General features: G+C 55.4%; 31 protein-coding genes. 11 read left to right on the top strand and 20 right to left on the bottom strand.

What is annotated here, in order from left to right; all coding sequences use genetic code 11:
* Nucleotides 1-295: 295 nt before the first annotated feature.
* The 10 genes from HV157_RS14595 to HV157_RS14550 form a co-directional block, all read right to left on the bottom strand.
* Nucleotides 296-934 carry a hypothetical protein gene (locus tag HV157_RS14595; RefSeq protein WP_064106679.1) on the bottom strand — a complete coding sequence of 213 codons (639 nt, stop codon included), beginning with the start codon at nt 932-934 and terminating at the stop codon, nt 296-298.
* Between the two features lie 3 nt (nt 935-937).
* Nucleotides 938-1936: an ImmA/IrrE family metallo-endopeptidase gene (locus HV157_RS14590; RefSeq protein ID WP_052929074.1), complete on the bottom strand. Its 999-nt coding sequence runs from the start codon at nt 1934-1936 to the stop codon at nt 938-940.
* Nucleotides 1937-2094: 158 nt separating this feature from the next.
* Nucleotides 2095-4449, bottom strand: a complete 2355-nt coding sequence (locus HV157_RS14585) for a replication endonuclease (RefSeq protein WP_096855103.1) — start codon at nt 4447-4449, stop codon at nt 2095-2097.
* Entirely contained in the window at nt 4446-4625 is a 180-nt protein-coding gene (locus HV157_RS14580) for a hypothetical protein (protein WP_054628207.1), read from the bottom strand. The genes HV157_RS14585 and HV157_RS14580 overlap by 4 nt, the downstream gene beginning before the upstream one ends.
* The gene (locus HV157_RS14575; protein WP_182269166.1) at nt 4625-5596 is read right to left on the bottom strand and encodes a Dam family site-specific DNA-(adenine-N6)-methyltransferase; all 972 of its coding nucleotides are present in this window, start codon (nt 5594-5596) and stop codon (nt 4625-4627) included. The genes HV157_RS14580 and HV157_RS14575 overlap by 1 nt, the downstream gene beginning before the upstream one ends.
* A 1-nt stretch (nt 5597) precedes the next feature.
* Complete coding sequence (locus HV157_RS14570) at nt 5598-5810, bottom strand: hypothetical protein (RefSeq protein ID WP_044597450.1); 213 nt, start codon at nt 5808-5810, stop codon at nt 5598-5600.
* A gap of 93 nt (nt 5811-5903) precedes the next feature.
* The gene (locus tag HV157_RS14565) at nt 5904-6125 is read right to left on the bottom strand and encodes a phage filamentation protein Fil family protein (RefSeq protein ID WP_182269165.1); all 222 of its coding nucleotides are present in this window, start codon (nt 6123-6125) and stop codon (nt 5904-5906) included.
* Nucleotides 6115-6321 (bottom strand): DUF4761 family protein, encoded by a 207-nt coding sequence (locus HV157_RS14560; protein WP_032259815.1) that lies wholly within the window; start codon nt 6319-6321, stop codon nt 6115-6117. The genes HV157_RS14565 and HV157_RS14560 overlap by 11 nt, the downstream gene beginning before the upstream one ends.
* A gap of 10 nt (nt 6322-6331) precedes the next feature.
* Nucleotides 6332-6535, bottom strand: a complete 204-nt coding sequence (locus HV157_RS14555; RefSeq protein WP_032259814.1) for a hypothetical protein — start codon at nt 6533-6535, stop codon at nt 6332-6334.
* 10 nt (nt 6536-6545) lie between these two features.
* Entirely contained in the window at nt 6546-6827 is a 282-nt protein-coding gene (locus HV157_RS14550; protein ID WP_021312625.1) for a Cox family DNA-binding protein, read from the bottom strand.
* A gap of 100 nt (nt 6828-6927) precedes the next feature.
* Between HV157_RS14550 and HV157_RS14545 the strand changes: the two genes are divergently transcribed.
* Both HV157_RS14545 and HV157_RS14540 read left to right on the top strand, forming a co-directional pair.
* On the top strand, nt 6928-7248 hold the full coding sequence (locus HV157_RS14545) for a helix-turn-helix domain-containing protein (protein WP_000229411.1): 321 nt from the start codon (nt 6928-6930) through the stop codon (nt 7246-7248).
* 69 nt (nt 7249-7317) lie between these two features.
* Complete coding sequence (locus HV157_RS14540; protein WP_064106674.1) at nt 7318-8298, top strand: tyrosine-type recombinase/integrase; 981 nt, start codon at nt 7318-7320, stop codon at nt 8296-8298.
* Nucleotides 8299-8472: 174 nt separating this feature from the next.
* Here the strand turns inward: HV157_RS14540 and cpxP are convergent, their stop codons facing one another.
* Nucleotides 8473-8979 (bottom strand): cell-envelope stress modulator CpxP, encoded by a 507-nt coding sequence (gene cpxP, locus HV157_RS14535; RefSeq protein ID WP_020883960.1) that lies wholly within the window; start codon nt 8977-8979, stop codon nt 8473-8475.
* A 150-nt stretch (nt 8980-9129) separates the two neighbouring features.
* Between cpxP and cpxR the strand changes: the two genes are divergently transcribed.
* Nucleotides 9130-9828, top strand: coding sequence for an envelope stress response regulator transcription factor CpxR (gene cpxR / locus HV157_RS14530; RefSeq protein ID WP_014172213.1), 699 nt, complete (start codon nt 9130-9132; stop codon nt 9826-9828).
* Nucleotides 9825-11198 carry an envelope stress sensor histidine kinase CpxA gene (gene cpxA / locus HV157_RS14525; protein ID WP_010436910.1) on the top strand — a complete coding sequence of 458 codons (1374 nt, stop codon included), beginning with the start codon at nt 9825-9827 and terminating at the stop codon, nt 11196-11198. Before cpxR ends, cpxA begins: the two co-directional genes overlap by 4 nt.
* 54 nt (nt 11199-11252) lie before the next feature.
* Here the strand turns inward: cpxA and yiiM are convergent, their stop codons facing one another.
* Both yiiM and sodA read right to left on the bottom strand, forming a co-directional pair.
* Nucleotides 11253-11990: a 6-hydroxyaminopurine reductase gene (yiiM, locus tag HV157_RS14520; RefSeq protein ID WP_086462985.1), complete on the bottom strand. Its 738-nt coding sequence runs from the start codon at nt 11988-11990 to the stop codon at nt 11253-11255.
* A 7-nt stretch (nt 11991-11997) separates the two neighbouring features.
* Nucleotides 11998-12618: a superoxide dismutase [Mn] gene (gene sodA, locus HV157_RS14515; protein WP_014833772.1), complete on the bottom strand. Its 621-nt coding sequence runs from the start codon at nt 12616-12618 to the stop codon at nt 11998-12000.
* Nucleotides 12619-12907: 289 nt separating this feature from the next.
* Between sodA and rhaT the strand changes: the two genes are divergently transcribed.
* Nucleotides 12908-13942 carry an L-rhamnose/proton symporter RhaT gene (gene rhaT, locus HV157_RS14510; protein WP_020883962.1) on the top strand — a complete coding sequence of 345 codons (1035 nt, stop codon included), beginning with the start codon at nt 12908-12910 and terminating at the stop codon, nt 13940-13942.
* On the opposite strand, the gene rhaR is transcribed toward rhaT, so the two are convergent.
* The 3 genes from rhaR to HV157_RS26440 all read right to left on the bottom strand — a co-directional run bounded on the left by rhaR (nt 13943) and on the right by HV157_RS26440 (nt 15866).
* Nucleotides 13943-14791, bottom strand: coding sequence for an HTH-type transcriptional activator RhaR (rhaR, locus tag HV157_RS14505; RefSeq protein WP_014172216.1), 849 nt, complete (start codon nt 14789-14791; stop codon nt 13943-13945).
* A 73-nt stretch (nt 14792-14864) separates the two neighbouring features.
* On the bottom strand, nt 14865-15701 hold the full coding sequence (gene rhaS / locus HV157_RS14500; protein WP_182269164.1) for an HTH-type transcriptional activator RhaS: 837 nt from the start codon (nt 15699-15701) through the stop codon (nt 14865-14867).
* Nucleotides 15702-15761: 60 nt separating this feature from the next.
* Nucleotides 15762-15866, bottom strand: coding sequence for an ABC transporter ATP-binding protein (locus tag HV157_RS26440; RefSeq protein WP_126488657.1), 105 nt, complete (start codon nt 15864-15866; stop codon nt 15762-15764).
* 136 nt (nt 15867-16002) lie between these two features.
* Here HV157_RS26440 and rhaB point away from each other — a divergent pair, with 136 nt between their 5' ends.
* From rhaB to rhaM, 4 genes are all read left to right on the top strand, one after another.
* Nucleotides 16003-17472, top strand: a complete 1470-nt coding sequence (gene rhaB, locus HV157_RS14495) for a rhamnulokinase (protein WP_020883964.1) — start codon at nt 16003-16005, stop codon at nt 17470-17472.
* Entirely contained in the window at nt 17469-18728 is a 1260-nt protein-coding gene (rhaA, locus tag HV157_RS14490) for an L-rhamnose isomerase (RefSeq protein ID WP_020883965.1), read from the top strand. Before rhaB ends, rhaA begins: the two co-directional genes overlap by 4 nt.
* Before the next feature lie 109 nt (nt 18729-18837).
* Nucleotides 18838-19668 (top strand): rhamnulose-1-phosphate aldolase, encoded by an 831-nt coding sequence (gene rhaD, locus HV157_RS14485; RefSeq protein WP_014172220.1) that lies wholly within the window; start codon nt 18838-18840, stop codon nt 19666-19668.
* A gap of 27 nt (nt 19669-19695) precedes the next feature.
* The gene (gene rhaM / locus HV157_RS14480) at nt 19696-20010 is read left to right on the top strand and encodes an L-rhamnose mutarotase (RefSeq protein ID WP_032679248.1); all 315 of its coding nucleotides are present in this window, start codon (nt 19696-19698) and stop codon (nt 20008-20010) included.
* 37 nt (nt 20011-20047) lie between these two features.
* On the opposite strand, the gene HV157_RS14475 is transcribed toward rhaM, so the two are convergent.
* The 4 genes from HV157_RS14475 to HV157_RS14460 all read right to left on the bottom strand — a co-directional run bounded on the left by HV157_RS14475 (nt 20048) and on the right by HV157_RS14460 (nt 25147).
* Entirely contained in the window at nt 20048-21313 is a 1266-nt protein-coding gene (locus HV157_RS14475) for an MFS transporter (RefSeq protein WP_044857714.1), read from the bottom strand.
* Between the two features lie 44 nt (nt 21314-21357).
* Entirely contained in the window at nt 21358-23481 is a 2124-nt protein-coding gene (locus HV157_RS14470) for an alpha-galactosidase (protein WP_182269163.1), read from the bottom strand.
* 104 nt (nt 23482-23585) lie between these two features.
* Nucleotides 23586-24581 (bottom strand): substrate-binding domain-containing protein, encoded by a 996-nt coding sequence (locus HV157_RS14465; protein ID WP_182269162.1) that lies wholly within the window; start codon nt 24579-24581, stop codon nt 23586-23588.
* Nucleotides 24582-24598: 17 nt separating this feature from the next.
* Nucleotides 24599-25147 carry an XRE family transcriptional regulator gene (locus tag HV157_RS14460; RefSeq protein WP_182269161.1) on the bottom strand — a complete coding sequence of 183 codons (549 nt, stop codon included), beginning with the start codon at nt 25145-25147 and terminating at the stop codon, nt 24599-24601.
* 104 nt (nt 25148-25251) lie between these two features.
* Here HV157_RS14460 and HV157_RS14455 point away from each other — a divergent pair, with 104 nt between their 5' ends.
* The gene (locus HV157_RS14455; RefSeq protein WP_014172226.1) at nt 25252-25911 is read left to right on the top strand and encodes an AzlC family ABC transporter permease; all 660 of its coding nucleotides are present in this window, start codon (nt 25252-25254) and stop codon (nt 25909-25911) included.
* Nucleotides 25911-26234 (top strand): AzlD domain-containing protein, encoded by a 324-nt coding sequence (locus tag HV157_RS14450; protein ID WP_032680064.1) that lies wholly within the window; start codon nt 25911-25913, stop codon nt 26232-26234. The genes HV157_RS14455 and HV157_RS14450 overlap by 1 nt, the downstream gene beginning before the upstream one ends.
* Nucleotides 26235-26241 lie beyond the last annotated feature (7 nt).

The following is a 26241-nucleotide window of genomic DNA, read 5'->3' as shown; positions in this document are numbered from 1 at the left end:
TTCTTTTGCCTCAAACCACCACGGCGAACCGAAAACGACGCAGCAGCGAGGCGCAGCGGCGCGAAAATCGGCGCAGATAATACCGACCCTATCCCACCCCTCAGCGCGCGCTCATTCCCCCGCCTCGCCCGCACGCAGAAACCCCGCTTTTTTGTGCAAATGTGCAGACCACCGGAAGGCCCGCCCCGTCTGGTCTGCACTGACAATACGAATGCCGAAATTTTTGTGCATTTACGTGCAATTTTTTGCATTGTTTTTTACGCAATAAAAAAGGGCTTTGTTAGCCCTTAATTTTTTATCTTCCCCACTCCCGATCAGGAAGTCGATCTTTGAAGGCAAGGTAATCGTAAAACTCACGAGTATGGGAAAAAATACATTCGCACATTGCAGCGCCTGCGTTTGAAAGAGCCAATTTCAACATGCCGTCAGGTTTAGGATTACTCACCAAATTTTCATAAACTTGAGCCCGATCTGTACCGTGGACACATAGCAAAAGTGACGACTCAAATGTAACAACGGCATCCAATAAGCGCTGATGCACTACGGCAAGGGCTGGTTGGTTTGCAACAATTGCATTCAAACAGCGGCGATCACCTGTCATGAAGATGGCTTCCGGGTTCTCTATGCACGATGCAAGCAATAGCTGTTCGCCTACATCAATTCCGGGCACACTCCCCAAAAGCTCAATAAGCTGTGAGTCCTGAACTTCCGGGATATCCTGCACAGATTCGATGAAGGCACCCACCTGCTCGTAAACAACCTGACTACCACACTTCCTGATTGCTTTATCAGGATTTTTTGGCAGAAGCTGAAAACGAGCAGCAGGGTTAATGAAGATCTGTTCGGGGGGTTGATTAAAAACCACTGGCAGTTGTGATAACAGATTGCACTGGGCCAGCTTCAAAATGACATCATTGTCAGAAAGAACAATCACTTATTATTCCCCGATTAGATTTTCTAAAACCTTAAGATCATCTTCGTGAATATTTTCTAAATCCATCCCGCTTTTCATCATGGCCCTCACAAAATCCTGATCTGAGTCTTCACCAGCGCAGAGTGATTTAACAGCGTTAACAGCAACGCCCCAGCAGTTCTGCGCGAAACCATAATTTAAAGCGATGTGAGTTGGGTCAATGTGATTATCACTTCCAAACTTTTGAGCCGCGCGAGCCAAGCCTGGCCCATTCAACCTGCCAGCGGTAGGAACAATACGTAAAGACTTCTGCCCCGAAATGACCTGGAAGGCGAACTCGTTGGCTTCTTTCTCTACGTTGTCCGTCGAAGCATTCTCAATTTTTGCATCAATATGGCACTGCCCGTTTTCTGCGTTCAGATGCCCTCTGGCGATATGGCCTAACTCATGCGCGAGATCAAACAGCATATAGCCGTATTTCTGAGGCTGAGTAAGAACAATCACCGGGCGCCCATGACTCATTAGCGCCAGCCCGGCCATTTTTTTGGCAGCTTGAGGGAAGCATTTTAGATAAACAACAGGAATGCCAATCGAATGACAGTATGTTACCAGGCTATCTAGCGACACCCATGATTCCTTAGTAAGAATCTGGGTTCGTATCGCCAAAGGATCCAGCACTGCACTGGCATCGTAAGGGACTTTAAAATTAGACGCGACAATACCGGCCGCAGTATAGGCAACAGCAGTAGCGATATCTAAATCGTTCTCGGCTACATTTTGGCGATGTTTATATTTATGGTTTCCACCAAAGTTAAAGCATACCCCTTCGCTACCATCTTTCAGGCTATCCGGGAGAATGCTAAACATACGCGCAAGGTGCAGGCACGCATACTGGCGCCCTGATGGGGTGTCAGCAAGCTTCTCATCCCACCAGTCAGGCAACAACCTGCGGATGTAAGAGAGATTAAACCCGGCCCGGCCGAATTTAGAATATATCTGACTCATCTGATTATGGTTCGTCATAAGAGCCTCCTAACTGCGTGTGTAAGCGAAATGCCATTTATTATTAGCTTAGTTATGACACAAAAGCGCGCACACTATAAGCAGAAAACGGCGAAAGTCATAACTATTTCGGTTGTGTGGAAAATGGGTAATTGCTTCTTAGAGCGTCTTATATCGGCTTAGTTCCGCGAAAATGCTGCTTTCATCCTGTTCACAAGATCGCTTGTTTTTTGCTTCGCCGCCATCACTTGCGACGGCAGCTTATCCAGCCCCGACGCGGCGCGGTTGCGCGATACCAGCCGCCCGTCCTGCACGGTCATAACAAGATCGCCGCACGCCACTGACGCACCGGCCATCATCGATCTGACCATTCCGGCGCTGGCATCAATCCCACGTAGCGCCAGCAGTTCACTAATCTGCTGCTCTTTCACGGATAGCCCGGCCCCGTCTTCCCGTTCCGGTGGCCGCGTTTTCCGCTTGGCGCGTACATCGTCACTTAACCGCTGCGCCAGTTCCCGCTTTTCTTGCCGTGAAAGAGCATCAAAATTCACCGTCTCTCCCACTTCGTGATCGGCATGTTCAAGACCGTCTGCACCTGTCGCGGGATCCCGCGTACAGTTATTGACAGAACTCCGAGGGGCGGCGCTGCCGCCTGAAAAACCAACGTCAACGGCCACACCGTCAGCGCTCTGGCGCTTCGGCACGATTTTGTATTGAGTGGTGCGGGTGAAGATCAAAGAGTCATTGCCCGTAATCGGGCAGTAAATACCAGTGATTCGCTGGACGTTATCACCGTAGGCGTTGCCGTTTTCAGTGGTTTCATAGTTCAGACGGATGCGCAGCTTATCGCGCTCAACCAACGGGCCACCCTGGGCTAATACGTAGTTATCCCATTCGCCACCGTTAGCGGCCTGCCGGGCGGTTTCCAGTTCAGGGTGTAACACCAGTTCGCGATCGCCCAGGCGGCGAAGTTCCCGATATACCGTGACCGGCGCACCGCCGATCTGCTGAAACTGGCGAATAGCCCAGCGCGATGCCCACGCACTAACGCGGAGTGACATTTCTTTCAGGTCTTCCCCAGTTTCGTCGTCCTTCTCACCATCGAGCGCGAAGCCGTCGATATTCTTCGAAATGTATTTCGCTATGTAGCCGGTTGCGCTGCCGTGGGCATCGTCGATCGGCACAACCTGAAAGCGGTTTTCCTGCGCTCCCGGTTCGTTGCCGTCTTCTTTCAGGGCATATTTACGGAAGATTTCGCGCGCCTGCTCGACGCATTCCGGGCGCATAAAAAGAAGTAAATGCCAGTGGGGTGTTGCATCGTGGTGCGGTTCGACCACGCGGAAACCAAAGACGCGGATCCCTTTTCTCTTCCAAGCTGCGCGGGTTCTCGCCCAGACTTTGCAAAGATATTGCTGCGTCTCGCGCGGCGACGCGCCACAGTATTTATTATTGCGGCGCCCGTTATGCTGCATGGAGTGGTAACGGGAAGGTGCTGTCAGCGTGTAGAAATCACCGGCCAACCCTTCCAGCTTCGCCAGATCTTCAAAGCCGCGCATTCTCGTCATGAGTTCGCGGCGACGGTTGGCCGGATTGGCAACACTGCCAGCGACTTTATCGATCAGTGAAATGCGCTCGCCCGTGTCCTGGTCTTCCAGTTCCATAGCCTTGAGGTATTCACGGTTAGCCTTTTTCTGGGCCAGCCATTCCGTAAGGCACGGGGCGCTACTGTATGGGGAAGATTTTTTCTGGACGTATCCCGCTGCGATCATCAAATGCTCACGCCACCGGGCATGGATACGGCGCAGGCGGTTTAACCACCACTGCGGTGACTCAAGACGGAGAACCGCGCGTAACGCGTCCTCCGCTTCAAGTTCTTCATTGCAATATGCTGTCCAACCTGGGATCGGCGTTTTCATATGCACCGCCAGCGACGCAATACGGCCATAGCCAGAAAGCGCCGCGAACTCAGGATCTCCGGTGCGTGCCAATTGGTGATCGGACTCGCGTATAAACTCGCTCGTAAAGATATCGGCAAGCGTATAAGCCAGTCTTTTTAACTCTTTCTTCCCTGCCCAGAGCATACGGAACAGCTGATCGCGGATTGGCAGCAGAATGCCGGGCATCACAGTGTCAGGCTGGTAAACACTGTTCACGCTATCAATTCGCGTTAATACGTGGCGCTCAAAGGTATTAACCAGCCAGTGATCTGCTGCTTTGCGGTCTTTCGCGTCCAGTGCATCCAGCTTCGCGGCAAAGTGGCGGCGGACATACTGCGGAAGTGAAGCCAGACGGCGACGCAGCAGCTTGCCGCGCTCCGGCTTTTCGTCTTCCGCTACCAGTTCACTGAACGCAATATGCTTACGCGTGCCGTCCGGCGTGAGATAGTCGAAACCATCCAGCCCCGGCGCTACATCAACGCCAATCGGCTGGTATGGTTTGTTCCCGCCATAAGCGTAAGGGATAGCATTGTCAGTGCTACCCGGATACGGTGGAGGTGGAGAAGGGGCGCGACGGCCACGGGTTTCCGTGGTCATATTTGAACTACATCCCCTACTTTAACGGCTTGGGCTTCCTCTTCTGATTTCTTCAGAATTGTGGTTATTGACTCCCTTCCATAAGCTGTTACTTTCGCCTCAACCAACCAATACGGCGCAATCTCGCCACGACTCACGCTTATGATTTCAACGATCCAGGCGTCTATAAGATTCATTAAAAAGCCTCCAGATCGTCAAACGTGCCCGCCGCAACCATCGCGTTGTAAGTCGCATCACCCATCACGGCGCCACAATCAGGGCAACCGCCGCCGTAACACCCGCAGCAGTCGCAGACAGGCAGCACGCCGATCACTTCTTTGGCCTTCTGGCGGTTGTCTTTGTCGGTGCTGACGGAACGTTGCACGCTGATTTCGTGCATCTTGAAGGGCTGATAAATCGCGCGGGTGGCTTCGGTGTCGCTGTTTGAAATGACGACCTTCACGCCATGCTTACGGTTAACTTCCAGCAGTGCCTGGACTAACTGGCGGTGGTTGTCTTCCGTGAATGGTTCGGTATGGTATTGGGTGAAGTCCGCTGTTTTGCTCTCAGGCAGATAAGGCGGATCGCAGTAAACGAGAACATCGCCACCCGTGACGACCTGTAAAGAACGCTGGAACGGCGCGCAAAGAAATATTGCCTTTGTATCGTTGGCCTTTTCGGCAAACAGTCGGATTTCATTTTCTGGAAAGTAGACGCTCTTATACTTGCCAAACGGCACGTTAAAGCCGGTCTTCCGACTGTATCGGCATAAGCCGTTATAACCGTGGCGATTCAGATACAGGAATTGAGCAGCGCGCATAATGCACGCCACTTCAGCGTCATAACGCAACCCACCGCTTTTTACCGTACCCACCTGCTTATTGAACGCGGCGCGGACTTCGTTGTATCCCTGCGGGCTGTTCTTACTGTTGAACAGTTCGCGGGCCGCATCGATCACTAAGTCCGGGTAACGGGTGACTTCCCGATACAGGTTAATAAGATCCGGGTTGATATCAGCCAGCACATAGCGGCGGTATTCAGTCGCCAGAAATACCGATGCGCCGCCTACGAACGGTTCGATCAGGCAGTCGGCTTTAGGAAGATGCGGCAGCAGGTCAGGGAGGGCACGGGTTTTACCCCCTGCCCATTTGATGAACGGGCGGATCATTTTACAGGACTCCGTAATGGGAAGCTGGAATAGAAGGGCGCTGCAACTCTTCAATGCAGTGCTGGCGCAGATTGCTTATAAAATTGGTGGTTACTGACCCACTGGCAGAAAGGGTTAACTCGCCATCACGGCGGGTTTTAATGGTTAAACCTTCATTTTCGATAGCAGGTAAAAGAACATGCAAAATGAAGCTATATTGATCACGTCTAGTCATTATCTCTTCCTCAAAAAAGAATGAGTTGAACCGCCGCCACTTAATAAAGAGGCGGAGAAAATAGAGTTGATTTTTTAAAACCGAATTACTTAATTAGTTTTTTAATAATTCAGCCAGTGCAAGCAGGAATCCTTTATTTATTCTTTGGGTATAAATAAACGGTTTATTTTTACCTTTGATAAATTGAACCTTCGCCGGTTCGGGCTTAAAAAATCTTCCGTCCGGCGTTTCCAGCCAGCCGCGTGAGTTCTTGAAGTGTGTGACCTGGCACCCGTGCTTAAGCAGGCTTGCCAGTGATGGGCCTTCATCGTGCATCACTGCCCCCTTGCTTATACATCTGATCAACCGTGCGCATGGCTTCCGCTAAAGCAAAGTCACGCCCGTAATAATCACCATTGCTGGAAATACGATAAGAGTGCTTAAACGTAAATGGATTACGCGGGCATTTCTGAATAGTGAAGCCACGATATAAATATGAATGACGACTTAACTGTATTAATTGCACAGCCACAAAAGCCCCCTCACATTCCCAATTTAAGCAATTTACCATCAACATGGCGGGCCACGTCTTTGGTTATTTTCTTAATCAGCTTTTTATCCCTGATCATAAACTCGCCGCTATTAGTGCGAATCATGAATCCCGTTTGCATATCTTTTAAATGGGTGTCCAGAATGTCGTTGCATTCACGCACCCGGTTTTCGTGGTTGGCTGTTTTCTGGCTCATCGCGATAACCTCAAAGACCGATCCACAGCAACCAAGCGTCGCGCTGCTCTCTCGGACGGTTGTAGTAGGCGTCACGCATTGCACGATTGAACTCAGGAATATAGATCCAATTCTCAGCACGGGCGCCCAGGCTTTCCGGGTTCTTCCACGGAATGATCGGCAACTTACCGTCTTCAATCATGCTCTTAACCGTGGCGGGCTTCTTACCGATTAACTCAGCAAATTTAGGGTATGGAACCGCGTCAACGGCGTGACGCACTTCAATGAACCCCTCTAACTCTTTCTCTGTCATGTGTCATAATCCCCATCGGCGCTAGGCGCTTATTTCGGCTTGTAACTGCTTATATTGGCGGTTGCTCATGGTAGAGATTACCACCCTTAAGGAGAATGTTATGGTAGAGATCCCTACCCCGTCAAGCGGCGTGGGTGAAAAAATCAGAGCTATCAGGGATGCGGAGGGGTTAACAAGGCAGCAATTCTTTGAATTAACAGGAATACCTGCTGGCACGCAGAAGTATTACGAGACAGGAAGAGTGGAGAGTATTGGTAGCGATATCTTGCTTAAGATCACTCAGCATTCACGTTTCGCAAAATATACGCTCTGGCTAATGACTGATAAGACCGCCCCTCAAGCTGGTCAAATCGCACCGGCCCTCGCACACATTGGGCCAGAGTCAACTGGATCAGACCGCTCCGAGAAACAAACTGGTTAACTGTTTATAAACATTACATTTTCACTATCTGTTATCAGGATGGGGAAATAAACGCCGGAGGGCTTTCTTATGTCGATTAAGAAGCTCGAAGGTGGTCAATATGAAGTGGACGTATGGCCGCGCGGACGTAACGGAAAACGTATCCGCAGGCGATTTGAGAAGAAACAAGAGGCAGTTCTTTTTGAGCGTTATGTATTAGCCAACGCCGACAAAAAAGAATGGCTGGGCGCGAGCGTTGACCGCCGCACCTTAAGCGAGTTGTTAGATACCTGGTGGCTGCTATATGGACAGACTCAGGAAAATGGCGAGATTGAAAAGCGGCACCTGAATAAAACAATCAGGGCGCTTGGTGATCCAGCCGTTAACCGACTGAACAAGCGAATGATTGCACAGCACCGAAGCCAACGGCTGGAAGACGGTATCAGCGCAGCAACGATCAACCGGGATATTTACCGTTTGTCCGGGATGTTCAGCACGTTGATAAAGCTGGAAGAGTTCAGAAAGGAAAACCCCTGTAAGGGTCTGGAACCACTGAAAGAAGCGCCGCCAGCTATGACTTATCTCGCCAAATCAGAGATCAGCAAATTGCTGGATACTCTGACCGGCGACGATCGACGTGTAGCACTGCTATGCCTCAGCACTGGCGCACGCTGGGGTGAAGGCAGCACGCTGCGAGGTGAGCAGGTTAATCACGGGCGCGTGACGTTCCTTAAGACCAAAAACGGGAAAAAGCGCACGGTTCCCATATCGGAAGAACTGGAGAAAGAGATCAAGACCAGCGACACCGGGCCATTGTTCAAAGTTGACTATGAAAACTTCTGCGAACGGCTCAGACAGGTTAAGCCCGATTTACCACGCGGGCAGGCCACGCATGTGCTTCGGCATACATTTGCAAGCTGGTTCATGATGAACGGGGGGAACATTATTGCGTTACAGCAAATTCTGGGGCACGCCAGCATACAACAGACGATGGTTTATGCTCACCTTGCACCTGATTACCTGCAACACGCAGTAACTTTAAACCCTCTTGGCGGCGGGCTGATGGTGTGACAATGTTGTCTACATCTTGTCTACACCCGTAGCGCTATATCCTTCTTGTAACTGCTTATGGCTGTTGCAAGGAGGATTGATTTATAAGGGATTTTTTCTAAGTGCCTGATAAAAAAAACCCCCGCATCATGCGGGGGAAGACAGGGATGGTGTCTATGGCAAGGAAAACAGGGTTTACTGGTTACTACGGGTACTGCTATTGCTACTGAAAAACGTTGTTTCTGAGCTTCGCTGCATCCGTGCAACCTCACGCAACTGGTCCATTCGCTGCTGATGTCTTGTGTTCAAAACCGCTTGCTGCTCGGGCGTTAGCAGGTGGAACATCTGGTTGCGGACCTTCGCCATCTCTACCTGGCGGGCAACCTGCTCCTGTGCCATTTTTTCGGCCTGAGCGCGTACAGCGCTTTCGTCAAATTTTTCTGCGGTGACAAGGCGGTGCATTGTCTCCATTTCGCTAACATTAACAGGGGGCTGGTCGTGTCGTGCCCTCTGCATCAGATCTCGCATCTGTTGACGCTGATGTTCGGTTAAACTTATGCCATCAAACATATGGCTTTGGCTGCTGTGCTGCGTTGCCCCCTCCGTTGAGGGCCCGTTATCGCCGGGGATAGCTACAGCGGCCTGGCTTAATGTACTGAACGCCAGCGTTGAGGCCATGACGGCAGCGGTAACTTTGCGCATCACTTGCTCCCAAAATCTTTCGTGTCGCGATTCAACGAGAGACAGTCTACGATTCAGGCTGCAAACATGCGTCAGGGGGTGTAAAACAACGTAAAGTCATGGATTAGATAGCCTTGATGTCGTAATTTCTGCCTCGGAGGTATTTAAACAATGAATAAAATCCTGTTAGTTGATGATGACCGAGAGCTCACATCCCTTTTAAAGGAGTTGCTCGACATGGAAGGTTTCAACGTTCTGGTTGCCCATGATGGCGAGCAGGCGCTGAGTCTCCTTGACGACAGCATCGATTTACTTTTGCTCGACGTTATGATGCCGAAGAAAAACGGCATTGATACGTTGAAAGAGCTTCGCCAGACACACCAGACGCCCGTAATTATGCTGACCGCTCGCGGCAGCGAACTTGACCGTGTACTTGGCCTTGAGCTGGGCGCGGATGACTATTTACCAAAGCCGTTTAACGACCGTGAACTGGTTGCCCGTATTCGCGCTATCCTGCGTCGTTCTCACTGGAGCGAACAGCAGCAGAACAGCGACAACAGTTCACCGACGCTGGAAGTCGACTCCCTGAGCCTGAATCCGGGCCGTCAGGAAGCGAGTTTTGACGGTGAAACGCTGGAACTGACTGGCACCGAGTTCACCCTGCTGTATCTGCTGGCCCAGCACCTCGGCCAGGTGGTATCGCGTGAACATTTGAGCCAGGAAGTGCTCGGCAAACGCCTCACCCCGTTTGATCGCGCCATCGATATGCATATCTCGAACCTGCGCCGCAAGCTGCCGGAACGCAAGGACGGGCACCCGTGGTTTAAAACCCTGCGTGGTCGCGGTTATCTGATGGTTTCCGCTTCATGATAGGAAGCTTAACAGCCCGCATCTTCGCCATTTTCTGGCTGACGCTGGCACTGGTTTTAATGCTCGTTTTGATGTTGCCAAAACTCGACTCACGCCAGATGACGGAGCTTCTCGACAGCGAGCAACGTCAGGGCGTGATGATCGAGCAGCACGTGGAAGCCGAGCTGGCAAACGACCCGCCGAACGATTTAATGTGGTGGCGCAGGCTGTTTCGCGCTATCGACAAATGGGCACCGCCAGGCCAGCGCCTGTTGCTGGTGACCAGCGAAGGGCGCGTGATTGGCGCCGATCGCAATGAAATGCAGATCATCCGTAACTTCATTGGTCAGGCGGATAACGCCGACCATCCTCAGAAGAAAAAATACGGTCGGGTTGAGATGGTAGGCCCCTTCTCCGTCAGAGATGGCGAGGATAATTACCAGCTTTACCTGATCCGCCCGGCGAGCAACTCCCAGTCCGATTTCATCAACCTGCTGTTTGACCGTCCGCTTCTGCTGCTGATTGTCACCATGCTGGTTAGCTCACCGCTGCTGCTGTGGCTGGCGTGGAGTCTGGCGAAACCGGCGCGTAAGCTGAAAAACGCGGCGGACGAAGTGGCGCAGGGTAACCTGCGACAACACCCTGAACTGGAAGCCGGTCCACAGGAGTTCCTTGCCGCGGGGACCAGTTTTAACCAGATGGTGAGCGCCCTCGACCGCATGATGACGGCACAGCAACGCCTGCTGTCGGATATCTCGCACGAGCTGCGCACGCCGCTCACGCGCTTACAGCTCGGCACCGCGCTGCTGCGTCGCCGCAGCGGTGAGAGCAAAGAGCTGGAACGTATTGAAACGGAAGCGCATCGTCTGGACAGCATGATTAACGACCTGCTGGTCATGTCGCGCAATCAGCAGAAAAATGCGCTGGTGAGCGAAACGGTGAAAGCCAACCACCTGTGGCATGAGGTGCTGGATAACGCGGCGTTCGAAGCGGAGCAGATGGGGAAATCCTTTACCGTCAACTTCCCGCCGGGGCCATGGCCGCTGTACGGTAACCCCAACACGCTGGAAAGCGCGCTGGAGAACATCGTACGTAACGCCCTGCGCTATTCGCACACGAAGATTGAGGTAGCCTTCTCGGTGGATAAAGACGGGATCACCATCATCGTTGATGACGATGGTCCTGGGGTAAGCCCGGAAGACCGCGAACAGATTTTCCGTCCGTTCTACCGTACCGACGAGGCGCGTGACCGTGAATCTGGCGGCACGGGGCTGGGTCTGGCGATTGTGGAAACCGCCATGCAGCAGCATCGCGGCTGGGTGAAGGCCGACGACAGCCCGCTGGGTGGGTTGCGGTTAACGCTGTGGCTGCCGTTGTATAAACGTTCGTAGCCGTTTAGCCGGGCGGCGGTATCGCTGACCCGGCTTGCCTCTCCTGCGGGGAAACTATTTCCCCCACAATCTCCGCGAATTATCTTCGATCTTGCTACTTAAACGGCGTTTCTGCATCGTTCGGGTCCAGCTCGTGGACAGCCCCGCAGCGGACAAAAGCCGATGGTACTGGTCGTCATCAAACGGCATATGCCAGGCAATCGCGCAGGCGTCATATACCGAGACATCACTCAGGCGCGATGCCAGCACCAGCGGCGCATCTGCCGATACCTGACCTGCCAGCACCACCCGATATAACCATCCCGTTTTACCCGCGCTCTGCAGTCGGGCAGACATGTCGCTGATGCCGAAATGATAGTTTAGTTTGAAGCACGGCGAGCGCGGCTGCGTTACCTGAATCAGGGCATCGCCCCAGCGGTAGATATCGCCGATAAAGACGTTTTTCTCGGTCAGCCCTTCCGTTGAGAGATTCTCACCAAACGCTGGCGCGACAAACATATCCGCCTGTTCGGGAAACTCGGTTATCCAGTGCTGATAGTGTTCCCGCGGATAGTGGCACAGCGCGCGGTCAGGCCCGCCATGGATTTTCTTTTCGGCCTGCTCATCGCCCACCAGCCCGAGGTCGGTTAACGTCAACTCGCCGTCGACCTGAATTTTGGCGATGGCGCTCGGGCGGCTGCCGTCGTACTCCCTTACCTTGCCTGTAAAGACATTCACCGGAAAATGCATCGCTGCTCCTTTCTGCAGATACAAAAAAAGCGAGTCATCAGACTCGCTTCTCACAGGCGTCAATGCAACCTTATTTTTTCGCGGCGAAACGCGCTGCTGCTTCGTCCCAGTTCACCACGTCCCAGAAGGCTTTGATGTAGTCCGGGCGACGGTTCTGGAATTTCAGGTAGTAAGCGTGTTCCCACACGTCCAGACCCAGGATAGGGAAACCGGATGCGCCAGAGATTGCTTCACCCATCAGCGGGGAGTCCTGGTTAGCCGTTGAAACAACCGCCAGTTTGTCACCTTTCAGAACCAGCCACGCCCAGCCAGAGCCGAAACGGGTCGCAGCGGCTTTTTCGAATTCCGCTTTGAAGTTGTCTACAGAACCGAAATCGCGCTCGATAGCCGCTTTCAGGTCGCCCTGCAGGGTGGTACCGGTTTTCAGGCCTTTCCAGAACAGGCTGTGGTTAGCGTGACCACCTGCGTTGTTACGCAGAACGGTTTTCTTGTCAGCTGGCAGCTGGTCCAGTTTGGTGATCAGCTCTTCAACAGGCAGGCTAGCGAACTCTGGCAGGCTTTCCAGCGCGGCGTTCGCGTTGTTCACATAGGTCTGGTGGTGTTTAGTGTGATGGATTTCCATCGTCTGCTTGTCGAAATGCGGTTCCAGTGCGTCGTAGGCATACGGCAGGGATGGCAGTGTATAACTCATAATCCTCTCCATTATTGTCGGGCGGCACAGCTGTTAATGCCGCGTAAGCAGTTGGTTCATTATAGTTAATTAAATGATATTGAAAATGATTATCAATGCCGTAGTTTTTATAAGGTTATTCGGTTTTCGATTATTGCTGAAATTGTGAGTCTGCTCACCCGGTTAACGCGTTGATTGCCATTCAAAACCAAAGTGCGGCAACCTTCCGAAGGTTACCCGGCTGCTTAATTTTTACACTCATCGAGTCGGTGGGAAGCCACCGGCATATAAAAACGATGAGGATGTAAACATGAATCATGCGATTACGATGGGTATTTTCTGGCATCTGATAGGCGCGGCCAGTGCAGCCTGTTTCTATGCCCCGTTTAAACAGGTCAAACAGTGGTCATGGGAAACCATGTGGTCCGTCGGCGGTGTGGTCTCGTGGATAATTCTTCCCTGGACCATCAGCGCCATGCTGCTCCCGGATTTCTGGGGCTACTTCTCCTCCTTTAACGCCTCCACCCTGCTGCCGGTCTTTCTCTTTGGCGCCATGTGGGGCGTCGGTAACATTAACTATGGCCTCACCATGCGCTACCTCGGCATGTCGATGGGCATTGGCATCGCGATTGGTATTACGCTGATTGTCGGCACCCTGATGACGCCGATCCTCAACGGCAACGTCGACGTGCTGATCAACACCAAAGGCGGCCAGATGACGCTGCTGGGCGTGCTGGTGGCCGTCATTGGCGTGGGCATTGTCACCCGCGCAGGGCAGCTGAAAGAGCGCAAAATGGGCATCAGAGCCGAAGAGTTCAACCTGAAGAAAGGCCTGCTGCTGGCGGTGATGTGCGGGATCTTCTCCGCAGGCATGTCATTCGCGATGAACGCCGCCAAACCGATGCATGAAGCCGCTGCCGCACTGGGCGTCGACCCGCTGTACGTGGCACTGCCAAGCTACGTGGTGATCATGGGTGGCGGAGCGGTGGTTAACCTCGGTTTCTGTTTTTTCCGTCTGGCAAACGTGAAGACCTTGTCGCTGAAAGCCGACTTCTCGCTGGCTAAACAGATGATTATCGGGAACGTGCTGCTCTCGGCGCTCGGCGGGCTGATGTGGTATCTCCAGTTCTTCTTCTACGCGTGGGGTCACGCCAGTATTCCGGCGCAGTATGACTATATGAGCTGGATGCTGCACATGAGCTTCTACGTGCTGTGCGGTGGGCTGGTTGGTCTGCTTCTGAAAGAGTGGAACAACGCCGGGCGTCGCCCGGTGGGCGTGCTGAGTCTGGGGTGCGTGGTGATCATTATTGCGGCCAACATTGTGGGTCTCGGCATGGCGAACTGATTACGCCGCGTTACGACTGCGATGACGCCACTGAACCGGCGTCATCCCCACCTCGCGGTTAAAGACCACCGAAAAATAGTTACTGTCCTCAAAGCCGCAGCGCATCGCCACATCGCTGACCATCAGTTCCGTATGCTGAAGCAGGTACTGGGCATGGCAGATGCGCAGCTGGCGCAGATAGTGGTTCACCGTCATCCCGGTCTGGGTGCGGAATTGCTGGCGCAACGCGCGCTCGCTGCACTGCGCCTGCTCACAGAATTTCTCCAGCACAAAGCTTTTGTTAAGGCTGCCCGCCAGGGTGGTAATGAGCTTATCGAGCAGGGCTTCCTGCGCGGTAGCCGACGGGTTATCAATGGCGTAGCGATGGCGCGTCAACGTCATGACCAGCTGGGCGAAAAGCAGTTCTGCCATCTGGTGAGCCTCAGGATCGCTTTTCTGGCTCTCCTGCTCCAGCTGAGAAATCACCTGTCGCACCTGCGTCATGCCGTTACTGCTCAGTCGCCAGTGCGCCGCGCACTTCGTATCATTAAAACCCGGAATGTAAGCCGCCCAGTCGACGTTGAGTTTCAGCCTGTCGGGGCAGTAAATCACGTTCTGCAGGACCAGGTCGTTGACCGAAGCGTAGGCGTGTTTGTCTTCAGCACGGATGTAAAACAGATCCCCACGCGTAATGCGGTAGGGCCGGTCGTTGAGGATATGCAAGCCATTGCCCCGCCACACCAGCACCAGCTCGCAGAACTCATGAGTGTGCTCGGCAAAGACGTTTTGCGGATAGCGATCCGCCACCGCGACGGCCTGGCCGGCGGAGGCAAAAAAATCCACTTTGCGAAGCATTAGCTGAGCAACCACGACACCACCTCGACAGCAAATAACCTGACATTATTAGCGTTTTTGCCCACGGGAAACGGTGACAACCCTCGCGTTACTGCAGTGACGCGTCCTTTCCCTGGCGAATATCGCGCGGTGACCAGCTAAATTCCCGGCGAAACAGGGTCGAAAAGTGGTTACTGTCGCCGAAACCGCAACGATAGGCGATATCCGTGACGCTCTCATCGGTATGACGCAGCAGATGGCGCGCTTTAATCAGGCGCAGCCGGTTCAGATAGCGCTGGGGCGTCAGCCCGGTTTGCTGCTTCAGCTGACGATGCAAGGTCCGGAGCGACAGCGAAAAATCATCCGCCAGCGTTTCCCAGCAGACATCCTCGGCGAAATGGTCCTCCAGCCAGGCCATCAGTTGAGTCAAACGCGCATCGTTATTCTCCAGCCCGGCCATCATGCTACTGCGGCGCAGCAGCACCAGCAGCTGCATAAACAACAGCTCACGCGTGGCGATGACGTGGGTCTCCTGTCCCTCGTCGCGCGGTTCCATCTGGCTCACCAGCTGACGCACCTGCTGCAGCGTGGACTGATTCACCCGCCAGTGTGAAGGATAGATGCCGTCCTTCTCCTGCGGCAGGAGATGGTTCAGCCCGGACAGGAACTGGAACGCATCGGGCGAACGGTAGAGCACGTTAGTCAGGCACAGGTTGTCGGTATGTTCATATAAGTGCCGGTCATGATCGCGCACAAAGCAGACCGTCCCACCACTGATGGTATACGGCTGGCCGTTAAACACATGGATCCCCGTTCCGTGTTCAACAATCACAATTTCGTGAAAATCATGATGATGCTCAGGAAACGCCACCTGAGGGAGTCGCGGTTCAATCGCGACAGACGACCCACCCGAAGGAAAAAAATCCACGCTGTGCAGTACGGTCATAACGGCCCCCACCAATGAGAAATGTTCTCAAAATAGTAATTAAGGCCCCGCCCCCTCACCTTAAATTTTCGACCGTAAACCTCGCAAAAACTGTCCGTTTTTCAAGAAACAGGCTGAAAGATCAGGAAATGCGGTAAGCGTCACACTGCCTGCAAACCCCGCCACGCCTGGAAACTGTGAACTCCCTCACGTTCATCTTTGCTTTCTTGCCAGCCCCGGAAAACCGCTGTCACTGGCGAGAAGGTGGTGATGGGTTCCTTTTTTTACACTCACCGCTAATGACTTTAAGAAGGACACAACCATGACTTTTCGCCATTGCGTGGCTGTCGATCTCGGTGCATCCAGCGGCCGTGTAATGCTGGCCACTTATGACGGCAAGCGGCAGACGCTTTCGCTTCGCGAGATGCACCGCTTTGTTAACTGCCTGCAAAAGCAGGACGGCTGTGAGGTGTGGGATATCGACAGCCTTGAGGCAGCGATCCGCACCGGACTGCAGAAGGTCTGCGATGCGGGGATCCGTATCGACAGTATCGGCATCGATACCTGGGGCGTCGATTACGTCCTGCTGGACAGCAACGGTGAACGCGTCGGTTTGCCGATAGCCTATCGCGACAGCCGCACCGACGGCCTGATGGCGCGTGCGATTGCCGGGCTTGGCAAAGAGAATATTTATGGCCGCAGCGGTATTCAGTTCCTGCCATTCAATACGCTGTATCAACTGCGCGCGCTGGTCGAACAGCAGCCGGCGCTGGTTCCCCGCGTGGCGCATGCACTGCTGATCCCGGACTACTTCAGCTACCGCCTGACCGGCAACATGAACTGGGAATACACCAACGCCACCACCACGCAACTGGTGAACATCAACTCCGATAACTGGGATGAACACCTGCTGGCCTGGACCGGGGCTTCACCCTCCTGGTTCGGTACGCCGACGCATCCTGGCAATGTGATCGGGCAATGGATGTGCCCGCAGGGTAATGCGATCCCGGTGGTGGCGGTTGCGAGTCACGATACCGCCAGCGCCGTCATTGCGTCACCGCTTGCCGGTAACGACGCCGCCTACCTCTCTTCCGGGACCTGGTCGCTGATGGGCTTTGAGAGCAAAACCCCCTACACCAGCGATGCCGCGCTGGCCGCGAACATCACCAACGAAGGCGGTGCCGAAGGGCGCTACCGCGTGCTGAAGAACATCATGGGTCTGTGGCTGCTCCAGCGCGTGCTTAAAGAGCAGAACATTACCGACCTGCCCGCGCTTATTGCCGACACCGAAAGACTGAAAGCCTGCAGTTTCCTGATCAATCCCAATGATGACCGCTTTATCAACCCGGCGGACATGAGCGCCGAAATCCAGGCCGCCTGCGTCGACGCCGGGCAGCCCGTGCCATCGAAACCGGCAGAACTGGCACGCTGTATTTTCGACAGCCTCGCCCTGCTGTATGCCGAGATCCTGAGCGAGCTGGCCGACCTTCGCGGCCGGCCGTTCACTCAGCTGCATATTGTCGGCGGCGGCTGCCAGAACCAGCTTCTGAACCAGCTCTGCGCCGATGCCTGCGGGATCACCGTGGTGGCAGGTCCGATTGAAGCGTCGACGCTCGGCAATATTGGCATTCAGCTCATGACCCTGGACGAACTCGCCAGCGTGGACGATTTCCGCACGGTGGTGTCGGCGAACGCCACGCTGACCACGTTCATCCCCAATCCCTGCCATGAAATTGCCCGCTATCGGGCGCAGTTTCAGCAAAACCGACTGACTAAGGAGCTTTGCGCATGACCACTCAACTTGAACAAGCCTGGGACCTGGCTAAACAGCGTTACGCCGCCGTCGGCGTGGATGTCGATGAGGCGCTGCGCCAGCTCGATCGTCTGCCGGTCTCCATGCACTGCTGGCAGGGCGACGACGTTGCCGGTTTTGAAAACCCGGGCGGCTCGCTGACGGGGGGCATTCAGGCCACCGGCAACTATCCGGGCAAAGCGCGTAACGCCACCGAGCTGCGCGCCGACCTGGAGCTGGCGCTGAGCCTGATCCCGGGGCCTAAGCGGCTGAACCTGCATGCTATCTATCTGGAATCTGACACGCCGGTCGCGCGTAACGAGATCAAACCTGCGCACTTTAAAAACTGGGTGGCGTGGGCGAAAGCCAACCAGCTGGGCCTGGATTTCAACCCATCCTGCTTCTCGCACCCGCTGAGCGCCGACGGTTTTACCCTTGCCCACGCGAACGACGATATCCGCCAGTTCTGGATTGACCACGTAAAAGCCAGCCGCCGCGTCTCCGCGTACTTTGGCGAGCAGCTCGGCACGCCGTCGGTGATGAACATCTGGATCCCGGACGGCATGAAAGACATCACCGTTGACCGTCTGGCCCCGCGTCAGCGCCTGCTGGCGGCGCTGGATGAAGCCATCAGCGAAAAACTGAACCCGGCGCACCACATCGACGCCGTAGAGAGCAAGCTGTTCGGTATTGGTGCGGAAAGCTACACCGTTGGCTCGAACGAGTTTTACATGGGTTACGCCACCAGCCGCCAGACCGCGCTGTGCCTGGATGCCGGCCACTTCCACCCGACGGAGGTGATCTCCGACAAAATCTCCGCCGCCATGCTCTACGTACCCCGCCTGCTGCTGCACGTGAGCCGTCCCGTACGCTGGGACAGCGACCACGTGGTACTGCTGGATGACGAAACCCAGGCCATTGCCAGCGAAATCATTCGCCACGATCTGTTTGACCGCGTGCACATTGGCCTCGACTTCTTTGATGCCTCCATCAACCGCATCGCGGCCTGGGTGATTGGCACCCGCAACATGAAGAAAGCCCTGCTGCGTGCGCTGCTGGAGCCCACCAGCGCCCTGAAGCAGCTGGAAGAGAACGGCGATTACACCGCGCGCCTGGTGCTGCTGGAAGAGCAGAAAACCCTGCCGTGGCAGGCGGTGTGGGAGATGTACTGCCAGCGTAACGACACCCCAGCGGGCAGTCAGTGGCTGGATAACGTGCGGATGTATGAGAAAGACGTGCTGAGTCAGCGCGGATAAATATGCCCTCACCCTCTTCCTGTGGAAGAGGCCACTTTTACCCCCTCTCCCTGTGGGAGAGGGCCGGGGTGAGGGAAACGCTCACCACGATCACGGGAAATGAAACACTATGCAGACCATCACTAACGCCTGGTTCGTCCAGGGCATGATTAAAGCCACCTCCGACGCCTGGCTGAAAGGCTGGGACGAGCGCAATGGCGGTAACCTGACGCTGCGCCTGGATGATGCCGACATTGAACCGTTCGCCGCCGAGTTCCATCAGAAGCCGCGCTATATCGCCCTGAGCCAGCCAATGCCGCAGCTCGCCAGTACGCCGTTTATCGTCACCGGTTCCGGTAAATTCTTCCGTAACGTGCAGCTCGACCCGCAGGCCAACCTCGGGGTGGTGAGAGTGGACAGCGACGGCGCAGGCTATCACATCCTCTGGGGGCTGACGGACGATGCAGTGCCCACGTCTGAACTCCCGGCGCACTTCCTCTCTCACTGTGAGCGTATCAAGGCAACTCACGGCAAGGACCGGGTGATCATGCACTGTCACGCCACTAACCTGATCGCCCTGACCTACGTGCTGGAAAACAGTAGCGACTACCTCACGCGGAAGCTGTGGGAAGGCAGCACCGAATGTCTGGTGGTTTTCCCCGACGGGGTCGGCATTCTGCCGTGGATGGTGCCGGGTACCGACGAAATCGGCCAGGCCACCGCCATCGAAATGCAGTCCCACTCCCTGGTGCTGTGGCCGTTCCACGGGGTATTCGGCAGCGGGCCGACGCTCGACGAAACGTTTGGTCTGATTGATACCGCCGAGAAGTCCGCCGAGGTGCTGGTGAAGGTTCTGTCGATGGGCGGCATGAAGCAGACCATCACCCGGGAAGAGCTGATTGCACTCGGTAAACGCTTTGGCGTCACGCCGATGCAGTCGGCACTGGATTTGTACCCATAGCGGCCCGCGAAAGCGGCTGGAGGCATGATGATCCGCAAAGCATTTGTGATGCAGGTGAACCCTGACGCGCACGACGAGTACGCGCGTCGCCATAACCCCATCTGGCCAGAGCTGGAGGCGGTATTAAAAGACCACGGTGCGCACCACTACGCTATCTATCTCGATGAGGCGCGTAACCTGCTGTTTGCGAGCGTTGAGATTGAATCGGAAGCGCGCTGGAACGCGGTGGCAAAGACCGACGTTTGTCAGCGCTGGTGGAAATACATGGGTGAGGTAATGCCCTCGAACCCCGACAACAGCCCGGTGAGTGCCGAACTGAAAGCGGTGTTTTACCTGCCCTAAAGCGTTAACGCTGCCGCATCCGCGGCAGCGTCCTGCGTTAGTTTGCCTCCACCGCAGCGCGGCGCGCCGCAATCTCCTGCTTACTGCTCAGCGTAAAGGCCGAGACCACCGTAATCGCCAGTACAAAACAGCCCAGCATCAGGTAGGTCTCCTGGAAACCGATCCGGTCATACATATTCCCGGCAAAAGCAGAGAGGAAAATCGCCGCCGACTGTTTGGCAAACTGGAAACCAATCAGATAGATAGTGGCCGACAGACGGGTATCGAACACGCCGGTGATGTATTTGAACGCCCCCACCAGCAGGAACGGAACCTCCAGCGCGTGCAGCATCTTCAGGGCAATGACCTCCACCGCGGTGGTGGCAAACGACGAGCCGATAATGCGCGTCGCCATAATCAGCCCGGCAATCAGCAGCGTATTCTTCGCGCCGATACGGTTGATGATCCACGGCGAGCAGAACATGATGATCGCGTTGCAAATTTCCCCCGCCGTGGTGGCAAAACCAAAGGCTCGCGTTCCCTCCTGCGGCGTTGCGAAGAAGGTTTTAAAGAAGGTGGCAAACTGCTGGTCAAAAACGTCATACACGCAGGCCACACCGATGACGTACAGAATGAACATCCACATTCTGCGCTGACGGAACAGGTTAAAGACCGTCCTGGCGGTGATCTGCGGCTGGTTGGCCCCCAGCGCATTCATCACCTGCGCAGTCTGGTTTGGCTTCGGTTTCGCAACCACCAGCAACAGCATCAGCAGCAGCGCAGCCGCTGATCCCATCCAGAAGACATACGACGGGTCGATGCCAAACAGAATACCGCCCGTTGAAGCGCACAGCCCCCAGCCGAGACAGCCGAACATGCGCGCCTTGCCGTATTCAAACACGCTGTTACGGCTCACGCGTTCGATGTAGGCCTCAATCGCGCCTGAACCTGCGGAGAAGACAAAACCGATATACAGACCGCCGCTCAATGCCCCCAGCCAGATACTGGTTTTCAGCAGTGGCGCAAAGACATACAGGAAGAACGGTGCGAACAGAAACAGCAGCACCGTGATGATCCACAGCAGGTGTTTTTTCAGCCCCAGCTTATCCGAAATGACCCCAAGCACGGGCTGAAAGGCGATGGCCGAAAGCGAGATACAGGAGAACACGATCCCGGTATGGGTTTTGTTCAGGCCGATGACATCCGACAGCCAGATCGGCAGAAACGGAAAGCAGGTGGCCATAATGAAGAAGTAGAGAAAGAAGAACAGCCCGAAGATCCAGAAGTTAGGGTTGTCTTTGTGGGTACAGGTTGTTGTGTTCATTATTTTTATCCTCAACGGAGGGCCAGTCTCCTGGCCCATCACCCTTACACGCGTTCAACGCCAATCAGAATGGCGGTTTCCGGGTCCAGAATCGGCAGTGCGATCCCCGCCTGCATCAGCCACTCACCGCTGGCCGTCTGGGACGTTTCCATCCACGCCGGTAGCTTGCGCATGGTGTGCCCGCCCTCACCAGTGAGTCGAATGTTGGGGTGGTCGAGCAGCGTGATGCGGTACTGCGCCTGCGCGTCGAGCCCCGGCATGCGCAGCGGCATCATGAGCGTGTAATCCGGCATGGCCAGTTGGCTGACCATAAACAACCCCTGCGTTTTGTCTTCGCTCACTATACCCTGCGCCAGCGTGCTGGCATCCGGCATATCCACGCGCCACTGGGTACCGTGATGGATGACTTCCCGCCACTGCTTGTGCAGCGCGGCGTAATGGCGATAGCCTTCACGCTCCTGAGCATCGACGGTGAGCGGGTCAAGCTCCAGTCCCATGTGGCCAAACAGTGCCGTCAGGCCGCGGAAAGCAATGCTGTGCTGGCGGAAGGTGGCGTGACATTTATGATGACCGATATGCGCGCCCATCACTTCCGGCGGGAAGAAGTAGCTCATGCCACGCTGGATGGTATTGCGCTCCAGCGCGTCGTTGTTGTCAGAGGCCCAGAAGCGGTGGCTGCGGGTCAGGACTTCATAATCGATTCGCCCGCCGCCCGAGGAGCAGGACTCAAATTCAATGTGCGGGAAACGCTCGCCCAGCACGTCTAACAGACGATAAAACTGCCGCGTCTGCGCATCCGCAGCGGCTTTGCCGTGGTGCCCGGGCTGTACCAGTTCGCGGTTCATATCCCACTTAACGTAGTCGATGTCATGTTCGCCCAGCAGCCAGCTCATGCGCTCGACCAGATAATCAAAAGCCTGCGGAATATTCAGGTTGAGCACCAGTTGATGACGGCCCGTTGCCTGGGTGTAGCCCGGCAGCGCCAGCACCCAGTCGGGATGGGCACGATACAGATCCGAGTCCGGGTTAATCATCTCCGGCTCAATCCAGATACCAAATTCCATGCCGCGCTTTTTCACATGGTTAATCACCGGCGTCAGCCCGTCCGGGTATTTTTTCTCGTCCAGGTACCAGTCACCCAGCGCCGCGTGGTCATCGTTACGGCCTTTGAACCAGCCGTCGTCGATGATAAAACGCTCCACGCCCAGCGCCGCAGCCTCATCGGCCATGCGCATGATGTACGCCGGGTCATGGCTGAAGTAGATCCCCTCCCAGGTATTGAGATGTACCGGGCGCGGTTTGTTTTCAGGGAAGCGGATAACGTTGTCGCGCAGATACCGGTGGAACGACTGGCTCATGCCGTTCAGACCCCGTGCGGAGTAGCTCGCATACAGGCGTGGTGTCCAGAGCGTTTCCCCCTCTTCAATCGCCATTTCTCCCGGCAGGTAGAGGGCTTCGGCCTGCAGATAGCGGCGTCCGTCGGTTTTGACTTCCGCCCGCAGGCGGTGGTTGCCGCTCCAGCCCAGATGCACGCCCCAGACGTCGCCGTGCATTTCGTTAAATGAGGACGTACCGGCGATCAGCGCCGGGAAGTGTTCGTGAGAGGTCCTGCCGCGGCGGTTTTCAATCACAACGCTGTCGTGTTCAAGCTTCACGCGATGCGGCTGGAACTCACGGATCCAGCGTCCGTGGAACGCCATCACGTCCTGCGCGCGTTCAGCGACCGGTAGCGTCACGGCGAAACGATCAACCTGCCACGCCTGCGCCCGCAGGTTAGTTAAACCGTGACGCACCACCAGAACCCCGCTTGCATCCAGTGCCAGCTCGCTGGTCAGACGCAACCCGGCATGTTCATCTTCCGCCGTTAACGTCAGGGTTTGCCCCTGGTGCTGCACATGGGTGGTTTTAAAGACAGGCGACCCGTCCAGCCCCTGGCGGTGCCCTTCAATACCGGGCGAACCAAACAGGCCGTGTCCAAGCTCCGCCATCAGCGTCACCGGGGCGTCAACGTCGAGCCTGCCGTTCGCCACCGGACGAGCCAGACTTACCACATCTTGCGGTGAAAAGTGGTGAAGGTGCGGCCCCCAGTAGAGAATTTCGGCGAACGGGTGCGTGGTGATCACCAGGTCAACCGCCTTACTTTCGAGTCGAAAAATGGAATCGTGCATCAGACCTCTCCTGTCATCGGGATGATCTGAGTGTTGATCCGAAACGTTTCGGATACAAACCAAAACGTTTCGGATCTGTGATCGGCTTTGGAATTTTGCTGTGTTTAGGCCGTCTGACCCGGGAAGAACTCTGGCTGCCAGAGCACCTGTAGCTGAGCGATATCGTCGCCGTTAATCAACTGACGCACCATGTCAGCGATCTGTTTCCCGACGCCCTGGCGGGTGGACTGAATAACCGCCGCCACATCAACATCGACAATGCTGTCCTGCGGTAAGCCGTCGTAAACCACCAGCGAAACGGCGTTTTCACCGCAGAGAAGACCCCGCTGCGCCAGCGCCATGGCCGCACCGTCGCCGTGAGTGTTGCAGTCGGTAATGATGGCCGTGGGGGGCTGCGGCAAGGAGAGAAGTTCATTCGTCGTGGCGTAACCCACGCGGCGCGAAGGCGGCATGGCGCGCAGCCATTCCCTGGATAACCCGGCTTCGCGTAGCGCATCCAGATAACCCTGGCGGCGCTGGGTGATGAAGGCCTGATTGTTGCTTTCACCCAGCAAGGCGATGCGGCGATGCCCCTTTTCAATCAGCCAGCGGGTGGCATTGTACGTGCCGGCATAGTTGTCGAAATCAAACCACGCATAGGGCTGCGGTAGCTGGCTGCGTCCGAGCGCGAGAAAGGGAAAACCGGCGGCCTGAAGCTGTTCCAGCCGCGGGTCATGATCCAGCGTGTGCGCCACAATCAGCGCATCCACGCGACGACTTTGCACCATACGCATATAGCTGTGCTTATCCGCCAGATCGTCATCGGCAATCAGCAGGAGATCGATTTCATGTCGCGCCAGTTCGTGGCTAATTTCGCCGACCATGTCCATAAAGACGCTGTTATTGAGCGGAACAGGATGCACCGGAAAAACCAGACCCACGGCGTCGATTTTGCCCATCTTCAGGCGACGCGCGAAGGTGTTTGGCCGGTAGCCACGGCGCTGAGCCTCCGCTTCGACGCGGGCGCGCGTCTCGCGGGAGACATCGTCATACCCGTTAAGGGCGCGGCTGACGGTGGTAACAGACAGCCCCAGTTCTTTGGCAATGGCTTTAAGCGACATGATTTTCCGTATCTGCGTTAATTTTGTTCAGCCACCAGAAGCGCGTGCGTATACGGCTCCAGGGCCTTAAAGATATGCGGCTGGTCAGCGGGATAGCAAATGTAATCCCCCGGGCCAAGCTCTTCCGCCGCATCGATCAGACCAACCAGCGCTCTACCCTGCGTCACAATAATATGCTCCACTGAGCCTGCCGGATGTGGCTGAGAAATGCGGTCGGCACCCGGCTGGGTGAGTAACAGGTAGATGTCACGACGCGCGCCCGGCGGGCACGCCGCCAGCAAAATGGCTTCATAGTTGGCCTGTCCGGCAACCACCTTCGTTCCTTCTCCACGGCGGATCACCTGAGTGGTCGGCTGCTGCGGTTCGAGCAAACGGGCAAAAGGAATGTCCAGCGCCACACAGAGTGACCAGAGCGTCTCCAGGCTGGGATTCCCGTTGCCGGACTCCAGCTGCGACAGCGTGGATTTAGCGATCCCGGCACGGCGCGCGATTTCCGCCAGTGAAAGTCCGGTTCGCAGGCGTTCTCGCACCAGACTTTTAGCGATCACGCTGATTGGCTGCGTCATAAAAACGGCCCCTTTGTTCTATAAATCGAACGAATCGTTCGTCTTGAAAAACGGTTCTGATGCGTTCATTATAATGGAAATACGTTCGATATGGCTAAAATTGTATGAAGCATCATCTCTCCACCCTGAAAGGCGACACGATAAAAGCAATCATCCTGGTGTGTCTCGCGGTAGGCGTCGTCGGGATGTCCTATGGCTCGCTGGCAATGGCCTACGGTTTCCCGGTCTGGGTCCCGTTTTTACTCTCCATTACCGTGCTGGCGGGTGCCTCTGAATTTATGTTTATCGGCATTGTGGCAAGCGGCGGTAACCCTCTGGCGGCGGCGGCTGCCGGATTACTGGTTAATGCACGTCATGTACCGTTTGGGGTGACGGTGCGTGAACTGGTGGGTAAACGTGGCCTGAGTTTTCTGGGTTGCCACATTATGAACGACGAAAGCGTGGTGTTCGGGTTGTCGCAAAAAACGCCCGAACAGCGTAAGGCGGCTTACTGGTTATGCGGTTTAGGCGTGGCGATCGTCTGGCCGCTGGGTACATTGCTGGGCACCATGGTTGGCAAACTGTTGCCGGACCTTGAAACCATCGGGCTGGATGCGGTATTCCCGGCGATTTTACTGGCGTTAGTGGTGCCGGCTTTTAAAAATCGCACCACCCTGATCCGCGCCTGCAGCGGTGCTGCATTGTCACTGGCCGCCGTGCCGTTTGCCCCGGTGGGTTTACCGGTTCTGCTCTCTTTACTCGGTCTTGCTGCGAGGAAAAAATAATGGGGAATATGACGGTCTTTATTCTCGGTATCGCCGTGCTTTCCGTGGGAACCTATTTAATGCGTCTCGGCGGGGCAAAACTCGGCAACCGACTGGCGCTGTCAGACCGCTCTCAGGCTCTGCTTTCAGATGCGGCAACGGTTTTGCTGTTTTCCGTCGCACTGGCGACCACCTTCTATGAAGGTGAGCATTTTGCCGGTATGGCGCGCGTACTGGGCGTGGCGTTTGCAGTGTTTCTGGCATGGCGAAAAATGCCGTTAATTGTGGTGATCGTGGCGGCAGCGGTCGTGACTGCATTGCTGCGCCTGGCGGGTATCCAATAAAAAAAGC

Origin of the sequence: Enterobacter sp. RHBSTW-00318 (assembly GCF_014101375.1) — a bacterium.
Taxonomy (GTDB): Bacteria; Pseudomonadota; Gammaproteobacteria; order Enterobacterales; family Enterobacteriaceae; genus Enterobacter; species Enterobacter ludwigii.
The sequence above is the reverse complement of the archived record's forward strand: the minus strand, read 5'-3'. Positions and strand labels throughout refer to the sequence as shown.